At 74.5% G+C, this 16,733-nt stretch carries 15 protein-coding genes; 8 read left to right on the top strand and 7 right to left on the bottom strand.

Features of this window, described 5'->3' with window-relative positions; translation table 11 throughout:
- Positions 1-27 precede the first annotated feature (27 nt).
- From ACH45N_RS03715 to ACH45N_RS03700, 4 genes are all read right to left on the bottom strand, one after another.
- Positions 28-1,425 carry a Gfo/Idh/MocA family protein gene (locus ACH45N_RS03715; protein ID WP_397391278.1) on the bottom strand — a complete coding sequence of 466 codons (1,398 nt, stop codon included), beginning with the start codon at positions 1,423-1,425 and terminating at the stop codon, positions 28-30.
- A 92-nt stretch (positions 1,426-1,517) separates the two neighbouring features.
- The gene (locus ACH45N_RS03710; protein ID WP_397391276.1) at positions 1,518-2,552 is read right to left on the bottom strand and encodes a 3-oxoacyl-[acyl-carrier-protein] synthase III C-terminal domain-containing protein; all 1,035 of its coding nucleotides are present in this window, start codon (positions 2,550-2,552) and stop codon (positions 1,518-1,520) included.
- 4 nt (positions 2,553-2,556) lie between these two features.
- Complete coding sequence (locus ACH45N_RS03705; protein WP_397391274.1) at positions 2,557-3,171, bottom strand: SprT-like domain-containing protein; 615 nt, start codon at positions 3,169-3,171, stop codon at positions 2,557-2,559.
- Positions 3,172-3,298: 127 nt separating this feature from the next.
- Entirely contained in the window at positions 3,299-5,608 is a 2,310-nt protein-coding gene (locus ACH45N_RS03700; RefSeq protein WP_397391272.1) for an LLM class flavin-dependent oxidoreductase, read from the bottom strand.
- A gap of 119 nt (positions 5,609-5,727) precedes the next feature.
- Here ACH45N_RS03700 and ACH45N_RS03695 point away from each other — a divergent pair, with 119 nt between their 5' ends.
- Complete coding sequence (locus tag ACH45N_RS03695; RefSeq protein ID WP_397391270.1) at positions 5,728-6,255, top strand: MarR family winged helix-turn-helix transcriptional regulator; 528 nt, start codon at positions 5,728-5,730, stop codon at positions 6,253-6,255.
- Between the two features lie 20 nt (positions 6,256-6,275).
- Here ACH45N_RS03695 and ACH45N_RS03690 read toward each other — a convergent pair whose 3' ends face one another.
- Positions 6,276-6,974 (bottom strand): FadR/GntR family transcriptional regulator, encoded by a 699-nt coding sequence (locus ACH45N_RS03690; RefSeq protein ID WP_397391268.1) that lies wholly within the window; start codon positions 6,972-6,974, stop codon positions 6,276-6,278.
- A gap of 71 nt (positions 6,975-7,045) precedes the next feature.
- Between ACH45N_RS03690 and ACH45N_RS03685 the strand changes: the two genes are divergently transcribed.
- From ACH45N_RS03685 to ACH45N_RS03675, 3 genes are read left to right on the top strand one after another with little or no spacing between them, the layout of a single operon-like run.
- Positions 7,046-7,831 (top strand): (Fe-S)-binding protein, encoded by a 786-nt coding sequence (locus ACH45N_RS03685; RefSeq protein ID WP_397391266.1) that lies wholly within the window; start codon positions 7,046-7,048, stop codon positions 7,829-7,831.
- Positions 7,828-9,345, top strand: a complete 1,518-nt coding sequence (locus ACH45N_RS03680; RefSeq protein WP_397391264.1) for a LutB/LldF family L-lactate oxidation iron-sulfur protein — start codon at positions 7,828-7,830, stop codon at positions 9,343-9,345. Before ACH45N_RS03685 ends, ACH45N_RS03680 begins: the two co-directional genes overlap by 4 nt.
- On the top strand, positions 9,342-10,085 hold the full coding sequence (locus tag ACH45N_RS03675; protein WP_397391262.1) for a lactate utilization protein C: 744 nt from the start codon (positions 9,342-9,344) through the stop codon (positions 10,083-10,085). Before ACH45N_RS03680 ends, ACH45N_RS03675 begins: the two co-directional genes overlap by 4 nt.
- Before the next feature lie 25 nt (positions 10,086-10,110).
- Here ACH45N_RS03675 and ACH45N_RS03670 read toward each other — a convergent pair whose 3' ends face one another.
- Positions 10,111-10,524 (bottom strand): DUF2000 family protein, encoded by a 414-nt coding sequence (locus ACH45N_RS03670; protein ID WP_397391260.1) that lies wholly within the window; start codon positions 10,522-10,524, stop codon positions 10,111-10,113.
- A gap of 50 nt (positions 10,525-10,574) precedes the next feature.
- Here ACH45N_RS03670 and ACH45N_RS03665 point away from each other — a divergent pair, with 50 nt between their 5' ends.
- From ACH45N_RS03665 to ACH45N_RS03655, 3 genes are all read left to right on the top strand, one after another.
- Positions 10,575-11,387, top strand: a complete 813-nt coding sequence (locus ACH45N_RS03665) for an AraC family transcriptional regulator (protein ID WP_397391258.1) — start codon at positions 10,575-10,577, stop codon at positions 11,385-11,387.
- A 200-nt stretch (positions 11,388-11,587) separates the two neighbouring features.
- Positions 11,588-12,244 (top strand): uridine kinase, encoded by a 657-nt coding sequence (locus ACH45N_RS03660; RefSeq protein ID WP_397391256.1) that lies wholly within the window; start codon positions 11,588-11,590, stop codon positions 12,242-12,244.
- Positions 12,245-12,314: 70 nt separating this feature from the next.
- Positions 12,315-13,520 carry a glycosyltransferase gene (locus ACH45N_RS03655; RefSeq protein ID WP_397391254.1) on the top strand — a complete coding sequence of 402 codons (1,206 nt, stop codon included), beginning with the start codon at positions 12,315-12,317 and terminating at the stop codon, positions 13,518-13,520.
- A 93-nt stretch (positions 13,521-13,613) separates the two neighbouring features.
- On the opposite strand, the gene ACH45N_RS03650 is transcribed toward ACH45N_RS03655, so the two are convergent.
- Positions 13,614-14,861: an amidohydrolase gene (locus ACH45N_RS03650; RefSeq protein ID WP_397391252.1), complete on the bottom strand. Its 1,248-nt coding sequence runs from the start codon at positions 14,859-14,861 to the stop codon at positions 13,614-13,616.
- Between the two features lie 358 nt (positions 14,862-15,219).
- On the opposite strand from ACH45N_RS03650, the gene ACH45N_RS03645 reads away from it, so the two are divergent.
- Positions 15,220-16,548 carry a LacI family DNA-binding transcriptional regulator gene (locus ACH45N_RS03645; RefSeq protein WP_397391250.1) on the top strand — a complete coding sequence of 443 codons (1,329 nt, stop codon included), beginning with the start codon at positions 15,220-15,222 and terminating at the stop codon, positions 16,546-16,548.
- Positions 16,549-16,733 lie beyond the last annotated feature (185 nt).

The following is a 16,733-nucleotide window of genomic DNA, read 5'->3' as shown; positions in this document are numbered from 1 at the left end:
GGGAAGGGGAGACCGCCTGACGGGGCGTCAGATGCCCAGGTTGAGGTCCTTGACCGGGACCGGGGCGCCCGTCTCCAGCGAGCGGTTGCCCGCGTAGCCGACCGAGGACGCGCGGACGCCGTCGACGTAGCCGGCCGCGCGGGCCAGCGGATCAGGCTCGGCCGACGGCTTGAAGACGTCGGCCAGCAGCAGCGCGTCGCCGCCGCCGTGCCCGCCGCCGCCGCGCACGATCGGCCGCTCCTCCGCGCGCTCCCAGTGCCGCTGCACCACGAGCCGCTCGCCGATGGGCCGCACCAGGTCCTCCTCGAACACCTCGGTCGCGCTCGGGTCGAGGATCGCGGCCTTGTCGCCGAACTCCACCGAGCCGCGCTCGGTGACCTCCAGCTCCGCCCGGCCGCGCGTGCCGTTGACCACCACGCGGTAGCCCTCCCAGGGCGAGTGCGCGGTGAGCGAGTAGGTGAGCAGCGCGCCGCCCTCGTACTCGACGACCAGACCGAGCGTGTCCTCCGTGGTGATGCCCGCGTCGAACACCGAGCGGTTGCGCACGTAGCCGTCCACCGCCTGGGCCTCGGGCCCGTAGAGGGTGGACAGCCACTCGTTGTCCGCCACGGAGAGCTGCCACGGGTCGATGCCGCGCTCGTTCAGGGCGCGCTCGCCGGCCGTGGGCTCGTAGCCGGACTCGTGCGCGCCGTCGTCGCCGTAGAAGCGCCGCCCGCCCGTGGCGAAGACGCGCTGCGGCACGCCGTCGATCCACCAGTTGACCAGGTCGAAGTGGTGGCTCGACTTGTGCACCAGCAGGCCGCCGTTGTTCACCTTCTCGCGGTGCCAGCGGCGGAAGTAGTCGGCGCCGTGCACGGTGTCCAGCGCCCAGTCGAAGTGGACCGACAGCACCCGCCCGATCTCGCCGCTCGCGATCACCTCGCGCAGCGCGCTGTTGCGGGGCGAGTAGCGGTAGTTGAACGTCGTGACGAGGTCGCGGCCCGTCTCGGCCACCGCGTCGACGATCTGCCGGGCCTGGTCGGGGTGCGCGGCGATGGGCTTCTCCACGACCACGTCGGCCCCGGCCCGCAGGGCGCGGGTGACGAGGTCGCCGTGCGTGCGGTCGACCGACGTGACGATCACGCGGTCCACGGACTGCTCCGCGATCGCCTTCTCGAGGTCGTCCGGCCCGTACACGGGGCGGACGCCGCCGAACGCGGCCGCGACGCGCGCCTCGTACGCCGCGGCGCGCACCGGGTTGGGCTCCACCCAGGCGACGATCTCGCCGTCGGGCGCGTGGGTGCCGATCAGGGCGTCGACGTACATGGACGCGCGGTGCCCCGTCCCGACCACCGCGTAGCGGCGGCGCCCCTCGGGCAGCGGTCCCGACGGCGGCGCGGGCTCGTGGGTCGGTCCGGTGATCGGCTCGGTGGTCGGCTCGGGCATCGGTGGAGAGCTCCTTCGGTCGTCGTCGACGTCGGGTGGACGGGATGGAAACGATACGACGCCGGGAAAGCGCTGTCCATGCCCCCGCCCGGTCACCGCTCCGGCGTGAGCACCACCTGGCCGGCCCACGCGAACCCGCCGCCGAACCCGAACAGCAGCGCGGGCGCGCCCGCCGGGATCTTGCCCGCGTGCCACCACTTGGACAGCCCCAGCGGGATCGACGCAGCGGACGTGTTGCCCGACTCCGTGATGTCCGTGACGACGACCTTGCCCTCCAGGCCGAGCGCCTTGGCCAGCGGCTCGATGATCCGAAGGTTGGCCTGGTGCGCCACGAGCACCTCGATGTCGTCGAGGCTCAGGCCGGACGCCGCCACGACGTCCCGCGCCCGGTCCGCGGCGCGCGTGATGGCCCACTTGAACACCGAGCGGCCGTCCTGCTGGAACTTCACGTCGGGCGCCTCGATGCGCACCGCGGGCGTGAGCTCCGGCTCGGTGCCCCACACCACGGGTCCGACGGCGGGGGCGTCGGCCGCCTGCAGCACCGCCGCCCCGGCGCCGTCCGCCGTGAGGATGCACGTCGAGCGGTCGGTCCAGTCGGTGTACGCGGTGAGCTTCTCCGCGCCGATCACGAGCGCCGTGCGCGCCGACCCGGTGCGGATCGCCTGGTCGGCCACGCCGACCCCGTGCGCGAACCCGGAGCACGCCACGTTGAGGTCCAGCGCGGCCGGACCCACCACGCCGCGCAGGTCCGGCGCCTCCTCGCCCTCCGGCGTGGAGGCGCCGGGCTGCACACCCGTGTGCAGCGCGTAGGCCACCCGGCCGGCCGTGTTGGGCGACCGGTCGTCGTTGGTGGCGGTCGCGACGATCACCAGGTCGACGGCGTCGGCGGTCAGGCCGGCGTCGGCCAGCGCGTGCTCCGCCGCGGCGGTCGCCATCTGCGCGACGGTGACGTCGTCGGCCGCCACGTGCCGCGTGACGATGCCGGTGCGCGACCGGATCCACTCGTCGTTGGTCTCGACCCGCTGGGCGATGTCGTCGTTCGTCAGCGTCTGCGGTGGCTGGTGGTGCCCCAGGCCGACGATGCGGGAGCCGGCGGCGCCGGACGGGAGCGTGAGAGCGGTAGCCATGAGGTCAACGTAGCGCGCCGAGGTCGAACGGCTCCATGACGGTCCCGGCGGCCAGCGCCCGCGCCGCCCGGGCCACGCGCTCCTCGGCGCCGGGTCCGGCGGCCGGCACCTCGCCCACCTCGCGGAAGGCCCCACGGAGCTGGGAGTCGTACCGCTCCCCCATCGCCGCGTTGCGCCCCTTGTAGGTCCACGCGATGAGGTTGGCCAGGGCGAACCGCGGAGCGCACGAGCGGCAGGACATGATGCCCGGCGGCCGCCGGAACCGGGTGCTCCGGTGGCCGGACGGGCACGTGCCCACCCACGGCCCGTCGATCGACGGCGCCGACGGGTCCACGCAGCGCAGCCCCGAGCACCCGATCCGCACCGCCACCTCGCGCCACGCCGCGCCGTGCTTCGCCTTGGGGCCCGCGAGCGCGTGCGCCACCTCGTGCAGGATCGTGTCCCGCACCTCCCGCTCGTCGTGGATGCGGGTGAGCGGCGCGGACAGGCTGATGCGGCGTTTGCCGTAGCTGCACATCCCGGCGCGCCGGACGGCGTCGTCGAACTCGAACGTCCAGGCCTTCAGCCCGTGCTGGTCCATCAGGTCACGCGCGAGGCGCGAGGCGGCGACAAGGTTCATGGGTACCCCTGCGGTGGTGGTTCGACGGTGAGATCGCGTCCGGCGGCACCGGACGCGATCGAACCTACGGGTTCTCACCCACACGCAGGTGAAGTTATCCACAACCGGGCGTCACAAGGCGGACCTGTCAGGCATCGCTCCCCGAGGCGCCCTCGGCCGGGTCGGCCGGCGGGATCGGGAAGTTCGTCCGGAACACGTTCGACGGATCGTAGACCGCCTTGACCTCCCGCAGCCGCGTGAACGTCGGCTCCGGGAACGCCTCCAGCAGCCGCTCGGGCCGGCTGTCGGTGTCGAAGGACAGGTACGAGCCGTCCATCACGGACCCGATCTCGGCGTCCCACGCCTGGTTGAGCCGGTCCTGGTTCGAGCCCAGGGCCGAGAGCGCGAAGTTCTGGTGCCGGTGCGCGTACGCCGTCGCGTCCGGGGCGACGTCGTTCCCCGCGCCGCCCGTGGCCCGGATCGACGTGAAGTACGACTCCCCGGTGCCCAGCAGGCGTTCGACCGCCCGGCTCGTGCCCTGGTCGAGGTGCGTCAGCAGGCCGGACCGCGCCGACGGGTCGCCGCCGCCGGAGTGGTGGGCGTCCTCCTTGCGCACCACGCCCGAGTACGGCAGGAGCTGCGCCTGGTGGCCCAGCAGCGGGCCGGCGTCGGCCAGCAGCTCGAGCTGGGCGATCGCCTCGTCCGGGTCGGCGTCGGCGCCCTCGGCCGCGAAGACGGTCAGGAGCTGCGCCATCGGCGTCTGCCCGCGCCGTCCGCCACCCAGGATCATGAAGGACGTGAGCCCGCGCGGCGCCGCCTCGACCGTGGCGCCCCACCGCTCCAGCAGGCCGGCGGTGTCGGAGGCGTCCAGCGTCATCTGGGAGAAGACCACGTCGCCGACGGCGCCGGCCTCGATCTCCAGCCAGGTGACCACACCCATGTTGCCGCCCGCGCCGCGCAGCGCCCAGAACAGGTCCGGGTGCTCGTCGCGGGACGCGTGCAGCACCCGCCCGTCGGCCGTGACGACCTCCGCGGCCACCACGTGGTCGACGGTCAGGCCCTGGAGCCGGCCCAGGAACCCGATGCCGCCGGTGGTGGCGAGCCCGCCCACGCCCACGCCGCCGTAGTCGCCCGACGTGATGGCCCAGCCGCGCGGGGCCAGGACCTCCGCGACCTCGCCCCAGGTGGCCCCGGCGCCGATCCGCACCCGGCGCGTGGCCTCGTCGACCACCTCGACGGAGCGCATCCGGCTCAGGCTGAGCACCACGCCGCCGTCGTTCGTGGAGCGGCCCGAGATGCCGTGCCCCGCGGAGCGGACGGCGAACTCGACGTCCTGCTTCTGCACCCAGGCCAGCCCGGCCGCGACCTCGTCGACGCCCTGCGGCCGCAGCACCAGGCCGGGCGCCCCGGACCGGAGGTAGTTGTGCCGCACCGCGCCGTACTCGCGGTCGCCCGGCTCGACGGCGTGCGCCGCGAGCTCCGGCGGGAGCGAGTCGTAGTCGATCCCGTCGCGGCGCGCGGCCAGCGCCGTCGCGCCCCGGCGGGCCGCCGCCGGCGCCGTCCCCGCGGAGCGCCGCTCCGCCGCCACGGCCTCGCGGACGGCGGGCGCCACCTCCTGGGCGAACGCGCGGATCTGGTCGGGGTCGTCGCCCATGGCGATGAACCCGCTGACGCCGTCCTCCAGCGCCATGAGGGTGAGCTCCTCGACCCACTGGTCGGCCGGGCCCTGCAGCGGGCCGGTGGACCGGTCGGTAATGGACCCGCCGAGGTTCAGCAGGCGACGGATCTCGCTCGGCGAGCGCCCGGCCTCCTCGGCCGCCTCGTCGATGGTCGCGTTGCCGCGCGCCAGGTCGTCGTCCTTGAAGTAGGGCAGCGAGGGCAGCCAGCCGTCGGCCTGGGCGCCGGTGAGCCGGAGCATGCGCTTCTTGTAGGCACCGAGCCAGATCGGGATGTCGTGCGCGGGGGCGGGGCCGCGCTTGGCGCCGTCGACGTGGTGGAACTGCCCGGGCACGCGCAGCGGCGTGCGGTTCCCGGCGTCCCAGATGCCGCGCATGATCTCGATGCCCTCCTCGAGCGCGGTGACGCCCTCTCCGGGCGTCAGACGCCTGGCGCCCATCGCGACCATCGCGTCCCAGAAGCCGCCGGTGCCCACACCCATCTCGAAGCGGCCGCCGCTGAGCAGGTCGAGGCTCGCGGCGGCGCGCGCCAGGTGGGCGGGCGGGCGCATGCCCAGGTTGAGCACGTTCCCGGAGAGGTGGATGCGCTCGGTCTGCGCGGCCACCCACGACAGGAGCGTCCAGGTGTCCAGGAACGACGGCTGGTACGGGTGGTCCTGGAACGTGACCAGGTCCAGGCCCAGCTGCTCGGAGAGCTGGGCCAGCCGGACGGGAACCTGCGGGTCGCCGTTGGACGGGGTGATGAAGGTGCCGAAGAGCAGGTCGTGCCCGTAGTCGGTCATGCGTGCGGTGTCCCTCGTGTCGCTCTGCGCCTGCCGCGCCTCACGGCAGATCGTCTGTCTGGCAGACGATATTACTCACAACTCTTCTGGTTCGCCGCACATTCCCCTAGGATGAGGGCATGAGCACCGCGCCCACCCAGACCCGTCCGGGCCAGCACTCCCTGTTCGGCTGGTCGCTCGCCGCGCTCCTGCGCGAGTGGAGCGCCCGGGTCGACGCCGCCGCCGACGACCTGCCGCAGGGCACGCGCGGTTACCAGCTCCTCACGGCCGTGGTGCACGGCGATCTGCCGAGCCAGGCCGCGCTCGCGGCGTCGCTCGGCATCGACCGGACGGTGATGACCTACCTGCTCGACGCGTTCGAGGGCTGCGGGCTGGTCGAGCGGCAGCGCGACCCGGCCGACCGGCGCGCGCGCCGCATCGTCGCGACGGAGCGCGGGCTGGAGGTGCTCGCCGCGATGGACGCGCGCGTGGCCGCCGCGGAGGACGAGCTGCTCTCCGGACTGGAGCCGGCGCAGCGCGCGGTGCTCCGCGAGCTGCTGGAGCAGGCCGCCACGGGCACCGGCCCGGACCACGACCCGTGCCGCACGGTGGTCCAGGCGACCAAGGCGACCGACGTGTCAGACGCTCAGGTCCCCCGAGGGGCCTGAGCGTCTGACACGTCGAGGCGTCAGCGCCCGCCGAGGCCCGTCTCGCGGTAGAAGCCCTCGATGTGCTCGCGCATGAGGCGTTCCGCCCCGGCGGCGTCGTGCCGCGCGACGGCGGCGACGATGCCCTCGTGCTCCGCGCACAGGCGCGCGGCGGTGCGCGGCCAGTCCTCGACCGCCTCCGCGCCGGCCGCCACGTAGGACGCGACGGCGGCCCGCATGCCGCTCAGGATCGCCTCGAGGAGCTGGTTGCCGCCGAGCCGCGCGATCCCGAGGTGCAGGTCCTGGTCGCGCTCCAGGAAGTCGGCCACGCCCAGCCCGGCCTCGGCCATCGCGGCGAGGTGCCCGCGCAGGGGCTCCAGGTCCGCCTCGTCCCAGCGCCCCTCGGCGGCGTCGCGCACAGCCCCGGTCTCCAGCAGCACGCGCGTGCGGACGACGTCGGACACGGGGAGGGTGCCGGAGGCCACGTGCAGGCGCACCGCCGCGCCCAGGCCGGCCGCGGGCCGGTCGATCACCGTGGCGCCCGCCGTGGGGCCGGAGCCGACCGCGGTGCGCACGATGCCCATCGCCTCCAGGATCCGGATGGCCTCGCGCACGGACGGGCGGGACACGCCGAGCTCCTCCGCGAGCGCCCGCTCCGCCGGGAGGCGCTCGCCGATGGACCACCTGCCCACGGTGAGGCCCGCCTCGATCTGGGCCAGGACGCGCTCGTGGGTTCGCACGGCCGCCATGCTACTTCAGTGGTCTGTCCACAGTGGGCTATGGTGTGGACAGACCTCGAAGGAGAGTGCCCATGCGTATCGCCCTGGCCGCCACCTGTATCGCCGACGCGATGTTCCCGCAGGCCCCGAAGGCCGTCGTCACGCTCCTGGAGCGCCTGGGTCACGAGGTGGTGTTCCCGGCCGCGCAGGCGTGCTGCGGCCAGATGCACGTGAACACCGGCTACCTCGCCGAGGCCGTGCCGGTGGTGCGCAACCACGTGCGGACCTTCGCCCCGGTGGCGGACGGCGAGTGGGACGCGGTCGTGGTGCCGTCCGGCTCGTGCACGGGCTCGATCCGGCACCAGCAGAAGATGGTCCTGGAGCGCGCGGGGCTGGCCTCCGAGGCGCGCACGGCGACGGCAGTCGCCGACCGCACCTACGAGCTCTCGGAGCTGCTGGTCGACGTGCTCGGCGTGACCGACGTCGGCGCCTGGTTCCCGCACCGGGTCACCTACCACCCCACGTGCCACTCGCTGCGGATGCTCGGCGTGGGCGACAAGCCCGAGCGCCTCCTGCGCGCCGTCGAGGGTCTGGAGCTCGTGGCGCTGGAGCAGGCCGAGGGCTGCTGCGGGTTCGGCGGGACGTTCTCGCTGAAGAACGCGGACACGTCGGCGGCGATGCTCGACGACAAGGTCGCGGACGTGGTGGGCACGGGTGCCGAGGTGCTCACCGCGGGCGACTGGTCGTGCCTGATGCACATCGGCGGCGGCCTCTCGCGCGGCGGCACGGGCGTGCGGCCCATGCACCTGGCCGAGATCCTCGCCTCGACCCGCGAGGCGCCCGTGCACCCCGGCGACCGCCAGGAGGTGGCCCGATGAGCACCTTTCTCGGCATGCCGGCCACGCGCGCCGGCCGCGGCCCCAGCCCGGACGCCGCGCCCGGCACGCTCGGCGGCGTCGGCCGGCCGGAGGACCCCCTGCACTGGGGCGCCTCCTTCCCCGACGCCGCGAAGGCCGCGCTGGAGAACGAGCAGCTCCGCCGCAACCTCGGCAACGCGACGCGGACCATCCGCACCAAGCGGGCACGCGTGGTCGGGGAGGTGCCGGACTGGGAGGCCCTGCGCGACGCCGGCTCCGCGATCAAGACCGACGTCATGGCCCGGCTCCCCGAGCTCCTGGAGGAGCTCGAGCGCAACGTGACCGCGCGGGGCGGCGTCGTGCACTGGGCTCGGGACGCCGCGGAGGCCAACCGGATCGTCGCCGGCCTGGTGCGTGCCAAGGAGACGGACGAGGTGGTCAAGGTCAAGTCCATGGCCACCCAGGAGATCGGGCTGAACGAGGCGCTGGCCGAGGAGGGCATCGCGGCGGTCGAGACCGACCTGGCGGAGCTGATCGTGCAGCTCGCCGACGACATGCCGTCGCACATCCTGGTGCCCGCGATCCACCGCAACCGTACCGAGATCCGCGACATCTTCCTGGAGCGCATGGCCGACGCCCCGCCGGACCTGACGGACGTGCCGCGCGAGCTCGCGATGGCGGCCCGGGCGCACCTGCGGCGCAAGTTCCTCTCGGCGAAGGTCGCGGTCAGCGGGGCCAACTTCGCCGTCGCGGACAGCGGCACGCTCGCCGTGGTGGAGTCCGAGGGCAACGGCCGCATGTGCCTCACGCTCCCCGAGACCCTGATCACCGTGATGGGCATCGAGAAGCTGGTGCCCACGTTCGACGACCTGGAGGTCTTCCTCCAGCTCCTGCCGCGTTCCTCGACGGGCGAGCGGATGAACCCGTACACCTCGATGTGGACCGGTGTGACGCCGGGAGACGGGCCCCAGGAGTTCCACCTGGTGCTGCTCGACAACGGCCGCACCCGGGTGCTCGCCGACGAGGCCGGACGCTCGGCCCTGCACTGCATCCGCTGCTCCGCGTGCCTCAACGTCTGCCCCGTGTACGAGCGGGTGGGCGGGCACGCCTACGGCTCGGTCTACCCCGGCCCGATCGGCGCGATCCTCACCCCGCAGCTCACCGGCGAGAAGTCGGACCTGCCGTACGCCTCCACGCTGTGCGGCGCGTGCTACCAGGTGTGCCCCGTCAAGATCGACATCCCGTCGATCCTGGTCGAGCTCCGGGCCCGCGAGGTCGAGCTCGCGGGCCCCTCGCCCGACGCCGCGGACCGCGTCTGGAAGGCGGCCATGAAGGCGGCGTCCTTCGCGATGGCCGACGGCGCGCGCTTCCGCCGGGCCGCCCGCGTGCCCCGGGCGCTGCGGGCGATCTCGCGGCACGGCGTGATCCGGCGGCTGCCGTTCCCCGGCTCGCTCTGGACCCGGTCGCGGGACCTGATGGAGCCGCCGCGGCAGACGTTCCGTGACTGGTGGGCAGAGCGGGAGGGCGACCGATGAGCGACGCCAGGACGGAGATCCTGTCCCGGATCAGGACGGCGCTGGGTGCTCCTGCGCCGGCGCCCGCGGCGGTCCCGCGGGCGTACCGTTCCGCGGGCCGGCATGCCGCCGGGTCGCCGGAGGTGCTGGACCTGCTGGTCGACCGGCTGGAGGACTACAAGGCCCACGTGCACCGGGTCACGGCAGCGGAGCTGCCAACGCTGCTCACGCGGCTGCTGGCGCCGGATGCCCCGAACCCCGATCCCGAGAGATCGGCAGAACGTCAGGTCATCGGCAGCTCGGACTACCGATCGTCTGACATTGTGCCGACCGGCCGGGAGGCGGCGCGGAGCGTCGTCGTGCCGGACGGGCTGGAGCGCGTGTGGCTCTCCGAGCTGGCGGCCGGCGTCGACGTCCGGGTCGACTCGCGGGGCATGCCGATCTCCGCCGTCGAGCTGGACGGGATCGACGCCGTGGTGACGGCCGCGCGGGTCGCCGTCGCCGAGACCGGCACCATCGTGCTGGACGGCGCCCCCGACCAGGGCCGGCGCGCGATCTCCCTGGTCCCCGACGTGCACGTGTGCGTGGTCCGGACCGACCAGGTGGTGCAGACCGTGCCCGAGGCCGTGCGCCTGCTCGACGCCGAACCCGGCCGGCCGCTGACCTGGATCAGCGGGCCGAGCGCCACGAGCGACATCGAGCTCGACCGCGTCGAGGGCGTGCACGGGCCCCGGACGCTGCACGTGGCCCTGGTGTCCTGACGGCATCCGACGCCGGCCCGGGCCCTCAGGGGTGCAGCCGCGCGCCCTTGACCACCTTGTCCACGACGCGCCGCTCGCCGGCCACCGCGAGGCCGACCAGGTCGAGCTTCTCGGTGGCCACGGCCGCGACGGCGGCGCGGTTGTCGACGTCGTTGCCCGTGGCGAACAGGTCGGCCGTGTAGACGCCGATGCGCAGCCCGCGGGTCGCGGCGCGCTCCCGGAAGGTCGCGAGCCGGCCGCCGTCGGCCACCATGACCATGACCGGGGTGCCGAGCATCGCGAGGTACTCCTGGCCGTCGGCGTCCCGGTAGGTGTCGCCGACGAGCTCGGGGTAGGCGGCGGTCACCGCGCTCGACAGGAAGGCGGTGACGTTGTTCTCCTGCCAGGCGAGCAGGTCGTCCCGCAGCACGATCACGATCTTGGGCTGTTCGAAGGTCATGGTCCCCAGGGTGCGGGCGGACGGCGGCGGGAATCTTGTACGTTCTTGATGTGCGCCCGCCCGATCTCCCCGCCGGAACTGCCCCGGACGTGGTACGCGCCTGGCGGCCCGAGGTGCCCGGCGTCGCCGAGGTGCTGCACGCCGCCTGGCACGAGCACGCCTACCCCGCGCACACCCACGACACCTGGACCGTGCTGATCGTCGACAGCGGCCTGATCGGCTACGGCCTGGACGGGCACGAGCACGCCGCCCGGCGCACCGGGGTGACCGTGCTGCCGCCCGGGGTGGTGCACGACGGGCGGTCGGTCACCGCGACGGGCTTCAGCAAGCGCGTGGTCTACCTGGAGCCCACGGTGCTCGACGGCGCCCTGGTGGGCCGGGCGGTCGACGCCCCGCTGGTCCTGGACGATCGGCTCCGCACGCGGTTCGCGGGCCTCGACCGGGCGCTGACCGTGCGCGAGGACGTCGCGGCCGAGAGCCTGCTCGCGCTGGTCACGGAGGGTCTGGCCTGGCACCTCTCCGGCCGCCCGACGCCGCCGCGCGAGCCGCCCGCCGCCTCCACCGCGCGGCGTGCCCGCGACCTGCTCGACGCCGACCCGACCCGGCCCGTCCGGCTCGCCGAGGTCGCCGCCGCGCTGGACGTCACCGTGCCGCACCTGGTCCGCGCGTTCACCCGGGAGCTGGGTCTGCCGCCCCACCGGTACCTGGTGGGACGTCGTCTGGACCTGGCCCGACGGCGGCTGCTGGCCGGCGAGCCCGCGGCCGACGTCGCGGTGGCCACGGGGTTCCACGACCAGGCGCACCTGACCCGGCACTTCCGCCGGCTGCTGCGCACGACGCCGGGCCGGTACCAGCGGGGCTGACCGGGCCGGGACGGGGCGGGCCGCCGTCGTCCGGGCTCGAACAGTCCTGGCCCGGCAACGCCTCCCCTTTGAGGCCCGGCCTTCTCCGCTTTCAGCTGCCCCAGAGCGAAGAAAGCCGGGCCTCGAAAGGGAGGAGCGTCACGCCCCGAACCCTCGCGCCCCGCCGCGACCCGGCGTCCGGTGCGGGAGAATGGGATCTCGTGACCGACCCCGTGATCGAGCCCGCCCTCTTCGACCTGCCTCCGGGTGCGCGGCGCCCCCGCGCGCGCGTGGTGCTGCTGACCGGCCCGTCGGGCTCGGGCAAGACGTCGCTCACGCAGCGGCTCGGCCTGCCGGTGGTCCAGCTCGACGACTTCTACCTCGACATCGACCACCCCGGCCTGCCGCAGCGGTACGGCAGCGTGGACTGGGACAGCCCGGCGAGCTGGGACGGCAAGGGCGCCCTGGCCGCGCTGCAGGAGCTGGCCACGGAGGGCCGCGCCGAAGTCCCGGTGTACGACATCCCGACGTCGCGCCGCACCGGCATGCGCCGCCTCGACATCGGCGACTCCCCGCTCATCCTCGCCGAGGGGATCTTCGCGGCGCAGCTCGTCGAGGAGTGCCGCGCCGAGGGGCTGCTCGCGGACGCGATCTGCCTGTCGCGGCCGCGCCTGGTCACCTTCTGGTTCCGGTTCCTGCGCGACGTCGCGGAGGCGCGCAAGCCGCTCGGCACCCTGCTGCGCCGCGGCACCTCGCTGCTGCGGTCCGAGCCGGCCATGATCGAGCAGTGGGTGGCGCTGGGCTGCCGCGAAACATCACCCGCCCAGGCCGAACGGGACATCCGCAACCTCCTTGTGCAGAAGTCCTCGGATACGTAATCCTCGTGTAACCGAACTGCCATGTAATGCACATCCGTAGGGCTCACTCTGGGCGCAGGAGGTGGTGTCTGTGATCCAGCGCAACGGCTTGCGTGTGCTCTCGCTCTACGAGGGCTTCTTCAGCGGCGGGGCTCGTGTCCTGCACTCGACGGTGGTCGCCGGTCTGCATCAGGGCGGTCGTCAGCAGCATTCCGTGCTGAGTCTGCACCACGAGGTCCGGCGCGAGGCCACCCTCCAGCGGATGGAGGACGACCCCCGCTACCGCGCGCTGCGCGCCGCGGGCGTCCGGATCGGCTCCCTGGGCCGCAGCACCGACGCGAACCACGACCCGCGGGTGTTCAGCGAGGCCGAGCTCCGGGCCGCGGCCCACCAGGCCGAGGGCTCGCACGTCATCCTGTCCCTCAAGGAGCAGCCGCTCCGGCTCGTGAACCAGGACGCGTTCCCGCAGCGCCCCGTCATCGCCTGCCTGCACCGGTCCGACCCGGAGCACCAGGGTGACGCCCTCGGCGACCTGCTGACCGCGGCGGAGCGCGGCCGGCTCGCCGCCGTCGTCTGCTGCGCGGAGTCCACGCGCGACGCGTACCGGGCGGCGGGCGTGCCCGCCGAGCTGCTGCGTGTGGTGCCCAACGGCATCAACCTCGCCCGGTTCCGCCCGGTCCAGGGCGCGCGCCGGCTCGCCCTGCGGGGCGCGGCCGGGATCCCGGCCGACGCGACCGTCGTGGTCTACGCCGCGCGGTACGACGAGATGAAGAACCCCGAGCTGTTCCTCCGGTCGGCCCGGCTGTTCCTGGCGCTCGAGCCCACGGGCCGGGTGCTCATGTGCGGCGCCGGCATGACCGCGGCCAACCCCGAGCTCCAGGCCGACCTGGAGCGGATCTTCGGCGACCGCCCCGACCTGCTGGCGCGCCTGGACCTGCTGGGCGTGCGGCACGACATGGAGCTGGTCTACGCGACGGCCGACGTCGTCGCGCTCACCTCGACGTTCGGCGAGGCCGCGCCGCTGTGCCTCATCGAGGGCTCGATGTGCGGCGCCGTGCCGGTCACGACGCCGGTGGGCGACGCACCGTCGATCGTCGAGCGGATCGGGTTCGTGACGTCGTTCGAACCCGACGAGATCGCCGCGACCTGGATCGAGGCGGCCGCCCGGCGCGAGGAGCTGGAGTCGGCGCGCACCGCCGTCCGGCCCCGGTTCAGCCACGTCCGGATGATCGCCGGGTACTCGAGCATCATCGAGCGCACCCACCGCGACGCGGGCTTACGCATGGCGCGGGTGTAGCCGGTCCCGGGCACCGCCCGGGTGATCGGTAGGACGTCAGGTGATCGGTACCCCGGGGTGCCGATCACCTGACATTCTGCCGATCACCCGTCCTCACGCCGCCGTCGGCAGCCACGTGCGGGCCGCCGTGACCAGGGCCGTGACGCCCAGACGCAGGGTCGGGTCCGGGACCGGGGCGTAGTGCGGGGAGTGGTTGGAGGGCACGGTCAGGAGCGCGGGGTCGCTCATGTCGCCCGTCGTGAACAGGGCCGGGTCGGTGCCGCCGAGCAGCCAGTACGACAGGGGCGCGCCCGCGCTCGTCGCCAGGATGCCCACGTCCTCGCTCCCCGCCCCCGCGCCGGGATCGAGCAGGTTCTCGGGGCCGAGCCACGAGCCGAAGGCGGCGAACGTCCGGGCGAGCGCGGCGTCGTCGTTGACGACGACGGGGAACCGCTCGATCGCGGTGATCGTGGGCTCCTCGGTCGCACCGGCGGTGATCGCCTCGCCGCGCACGATGCGCTCGACGGCGTCGAGGATCCGCTGCCGCACCGCCTCGTCGTAGCTGCGGATGTTGAGCTGCAGCTCGGCCTCGCCGGGGATGACGTTGGCGGCGTCGCCGGCGTGGATCGAGCCCACGGTGAGGACGGCGGTCGCGGTGCTCGGGATCTCGCGGGACACGACCGTCTGCAGGCGCAGCACGGTCTCGGCCGCCATCACGATCGGGTCGACCGACGCCTGGGGCATCGAGCCGTGCGCCCCGCGACCGGCGAGCCGGACCCGGAGCGAGTCGGAGCCCGCGTACGACGCGCCGGGATGCCCCGCGATCTTGCCCGCCGGCAGCGGCGCCACGTGCTGGCCGAGCACCACGTCGGGGGTCGGGAAGCGGTCGTAGAGGCCGTCGTCGACCAGAGCCTGGGCGCCCTGGCCCAGCTCCTCGGCGGGCTGGAACACCACGAGCAGGGTGCCGGCCCAGCTCTCGCGGGCGCGCGCCAGGACGTCGGCCGCGCCCAGCTGGCACGTGGTGTGCAGGTCGTGCCCACAGGCGTGGTCGACCGGGACCGTCTTCCCGGCCGCGTCCGTCGCCGTCGCGGTGCTGGCGTAGTCCAGGCCGGTCTCCTCCCGGACCGGCAGGGCGTCCATGTCGGCGCGGAGCAGCGCCGTCGGGCCGGACCCGTTCCGCAGGACGCCGACCACACCCGTCTTTCCGACGCCCGTCGCCACCTCGAACCCGGACGCCGTGAGCCGGTCGGCGACGATCCGCGCGGTGCGCTGCTCCTGGAAGCCGAGCTCGGGATGTCGGTGCAGGTCCTGGTACAGGTCCGCGAGCGCCGGGTCGAACGGGACGTCCTGATGTGGGGTCATGGCGGTCCTCCGTCGTCCGTCCCCACGCTAGGCGCGGACCGGAGGTCCCGCGCGGCGGGGGTCCCGGATGAGGTGCTGCGGGCCGGGGGCTGGGTGGTCGGGGCGTCGGGCGTCGGGGTGTCGGGCGTCGGGCGTCGGGCGTCGGGGTGTCGGGCGTGGGGTGGTCGGTAGAACGTCAGGTGGTCGGTGGAATGTCAGGTGGTCGGCAGCTCGGGGTGCCGATCATCTGACGTCATGCCGGTCATCTGACGTTCTACCGACCACCCGGGCCCTCGCCGCGGCCCTCGCCACAGGCCGTGCCGCGGCCGCGCCGGGCGCTCGGCGACCATGAGAGGGCCGGACACGGCAGGATGACCTCATGTCCGACGCCCCCGTCACCCTGAGCCAGGTCGCCCGCGAGGCCGGCGTCTCGCTCGCCACGGCGTCGCGCGCGATCAACGGGAGTGCCACGCGCAGCGTCCGCGAGGACCTGCGCGAGCGCGTCCTGGAGGCCGCACGCCGCCTCGCCTACTCGCCCGACCCCAGCGCACAGGCCATGGCCCGCGGCCGCACCACGGCGCTCGGGCTCGTGGTGCACGACATCGCCGACCCGTACTTCTCGACGATCGCCGCCGGCGTGGCGCGCGCGGCGGAGCAGGCCGGCCTCATCGTCACGCTCGCGTCCACGGAGCACAGCTCCGAGCGCGAGCTCGCCTTCGTCGAGCTGGCGCGGCGCCAGCGGTCGCGCGCGATCATCCTGGCGGGCGGCCGGCTGGAGCCGGCGGAGGGGACGACGGCGGAGGGTGGTGCGCTGGAGGCCGCCCTGACCGCGTTCCAGGAGGCCGGGGGCGGGGTGGCGCTGGTCGGCCAGCCGATCGGCGGGCTGCCCGTGGTCGAGATCGCGAACGCGGACGGCGCGGCCGACCTCGCCCGTGCCCTGCACGGCCACGGCTACCGCCGGTTCGCCGTGCTGGCCGGCCCCGTGGGCCACCGCACGGCGGCCGACCGGACGAGCGGCTTCACCGGGGCACTGGCCGAGCTGGGCAGCCCCGTGGCGCCCGACGACGTGCTGACCTGCCCGTTCACGCGCGACGGCGGGTACTCCGCGATGCGCGACCTGATCGAGCGCGCCGGCGGGACCGTCGGCGGAGCGGCAGCGCCGTCCGACACGTCCGGGTCGACGACCTCCGGGGCAGCGACGTCCGGAGCAGCGACCTCCGAAGCAGCGACGTCCGGAGCAGCGACCTCCGAAGCAGCGACCTCCGAAGCAGCGACCTCCGGAGCAGCGGCCTCCGAAGCAGCAACACCCGGAGCGGGAGCGGCGTCGTCCGGAGCGGCGGCCCCCGGAGCAGCGACCTCCGAAGCAGCCACACCCGGAGCGGCGTCGTCCGGCGGCGTCGACGGGCTGCCCGAGCTGGTCTTCGCCGTTAACGACGTCATGGCGGTGGGCGCGATGGCCGCCGTCCGCGACGCGGGCCTGAGCGTGCCCGACGACGTCGCCGTGGCCGGGTTCGACGACATCCACACCCTCCGCGACGTGTCCCCGGGGCTGACGACGGTGCGGATCCCGCTGGCCGAGGTCGGCGAGCTGGCGACCGAGCTGGCGCTGGGCCGCGGGGAGCAGACGCGTACCGCGGTGCACGGCGAGGTGGTGCTGCGCGACTCGACGCCGCGCCGCTCCGTCGGGGCACCGGCGCCCCGGGCCTGAGTTCGGTACTCCGCCGACAACGCACCGGCGCGAGTTCGGCACTCCCCTACCCGCTGAGCGTGAGGGCGGCAGTTGGCGGGGGGGGGGGGGGGCGGGGGGGGGGGCGCCCCCCCCCCCCCCCCCCCCGCGCCCCGGCCCCCCCCCCCCCCCCCCCCCCCCCCGCGGGGGGGCGCGCCCCCGCCGGT

Source organism: Promicromonospora sp. NPDC019610, from assembly GCF_044389365.1.
In the GTDB taxonomy this organism is placed as follows: Bacteria; Actinomycetota; Actinomycetes; order Actinomycetales; family Cellulomonadaceae; genus Promicromonospora.
Note: the sequence above shows the minus strand (reverse complement) of the source record. Positions and strands in the feature narration are given on the sequence as shown.

Bases quoted from the DNA above. Each gene is read 5' to 3' on its own strand.
- ACH45N_RS03715 (WP_397391278.1), bottom strand. From the start codon at position 1,425: ATGCCCGAGCCGACCACCGAGCCGATCACCGGACCGACCCACGAGCCC.
- ACH45N_RS03710 (WP_397391276.1), bottom strand. From the start codon at position 2,552: ATGGCTACCGCTCTCACGCTCCCGTCCGGCGCCGCCGGCTCCCGCATC.
- ACH45N_RS03705 (WP_397391274.1), bottom strand. From the start codon at position 3,171: ATGAACCTTGTCGCCGCCTCGCGCCTCGCGCGTGACCTGATGGACCAG.
- ACH45N_RS03700 (WP_397391272.1), bottom strand. From the start codon at position 5,608: ATGACCGACTACGGGCACGACCTGCTCTTCGGCACCTTCATCACCCCG.
- ACH45N_RS03695 (WP_397391270.1), top strand. From the start codon at position 5,728: ATGAGCACCGCGCCCACCCAGACCCGTCCGGGCCAGCACTCCCTGTTC.
- ACH45N_RS03685 (WP_397391266.1), top strand. From the start codon at position 7,046: ATGCGTATCGCCCTGGCCGCCACCTGTATCGCCGACGCGATGTTCCCG.
- ACH45N_RS03680 (WP_397391264.1), top strand. From the start codon at position 7,828: ATGAGCACCTTTCTCGGCATGCCGGCCACGCGCGCCGGCCGCGGCCCC.
- ACH45N_RS03675 (WP_397391262.1), top strand. From the start codon at position 9,342: ATGAGCGACGCCAGGACGGAGATCCTGTCCCGGATCAGGACGGCGCTG.
- ACH45N_RS03670 (WP_397391260.1), bottom strand. From the start codon at position 10,524: ATGACCTTCGAACAGCCCAAGATCGTGATCGTGCTGCGGGACGACCTG.
- ACH45N_RS03650 (WP_397391252.1), bottom strand. From the start codon at position 14,861: ATGACCCCACATCAGGACGTCCCGTTCGACCCGGCGCTCGCGGACCTG.
- ACH45N_RS03645 (WP_397391250.1), top strand. From the start codon at position 15,220: ATGTCCGACGCCCCCGTCACCCTGAGCCAGGTCGCCCGCGAGGCCGGC.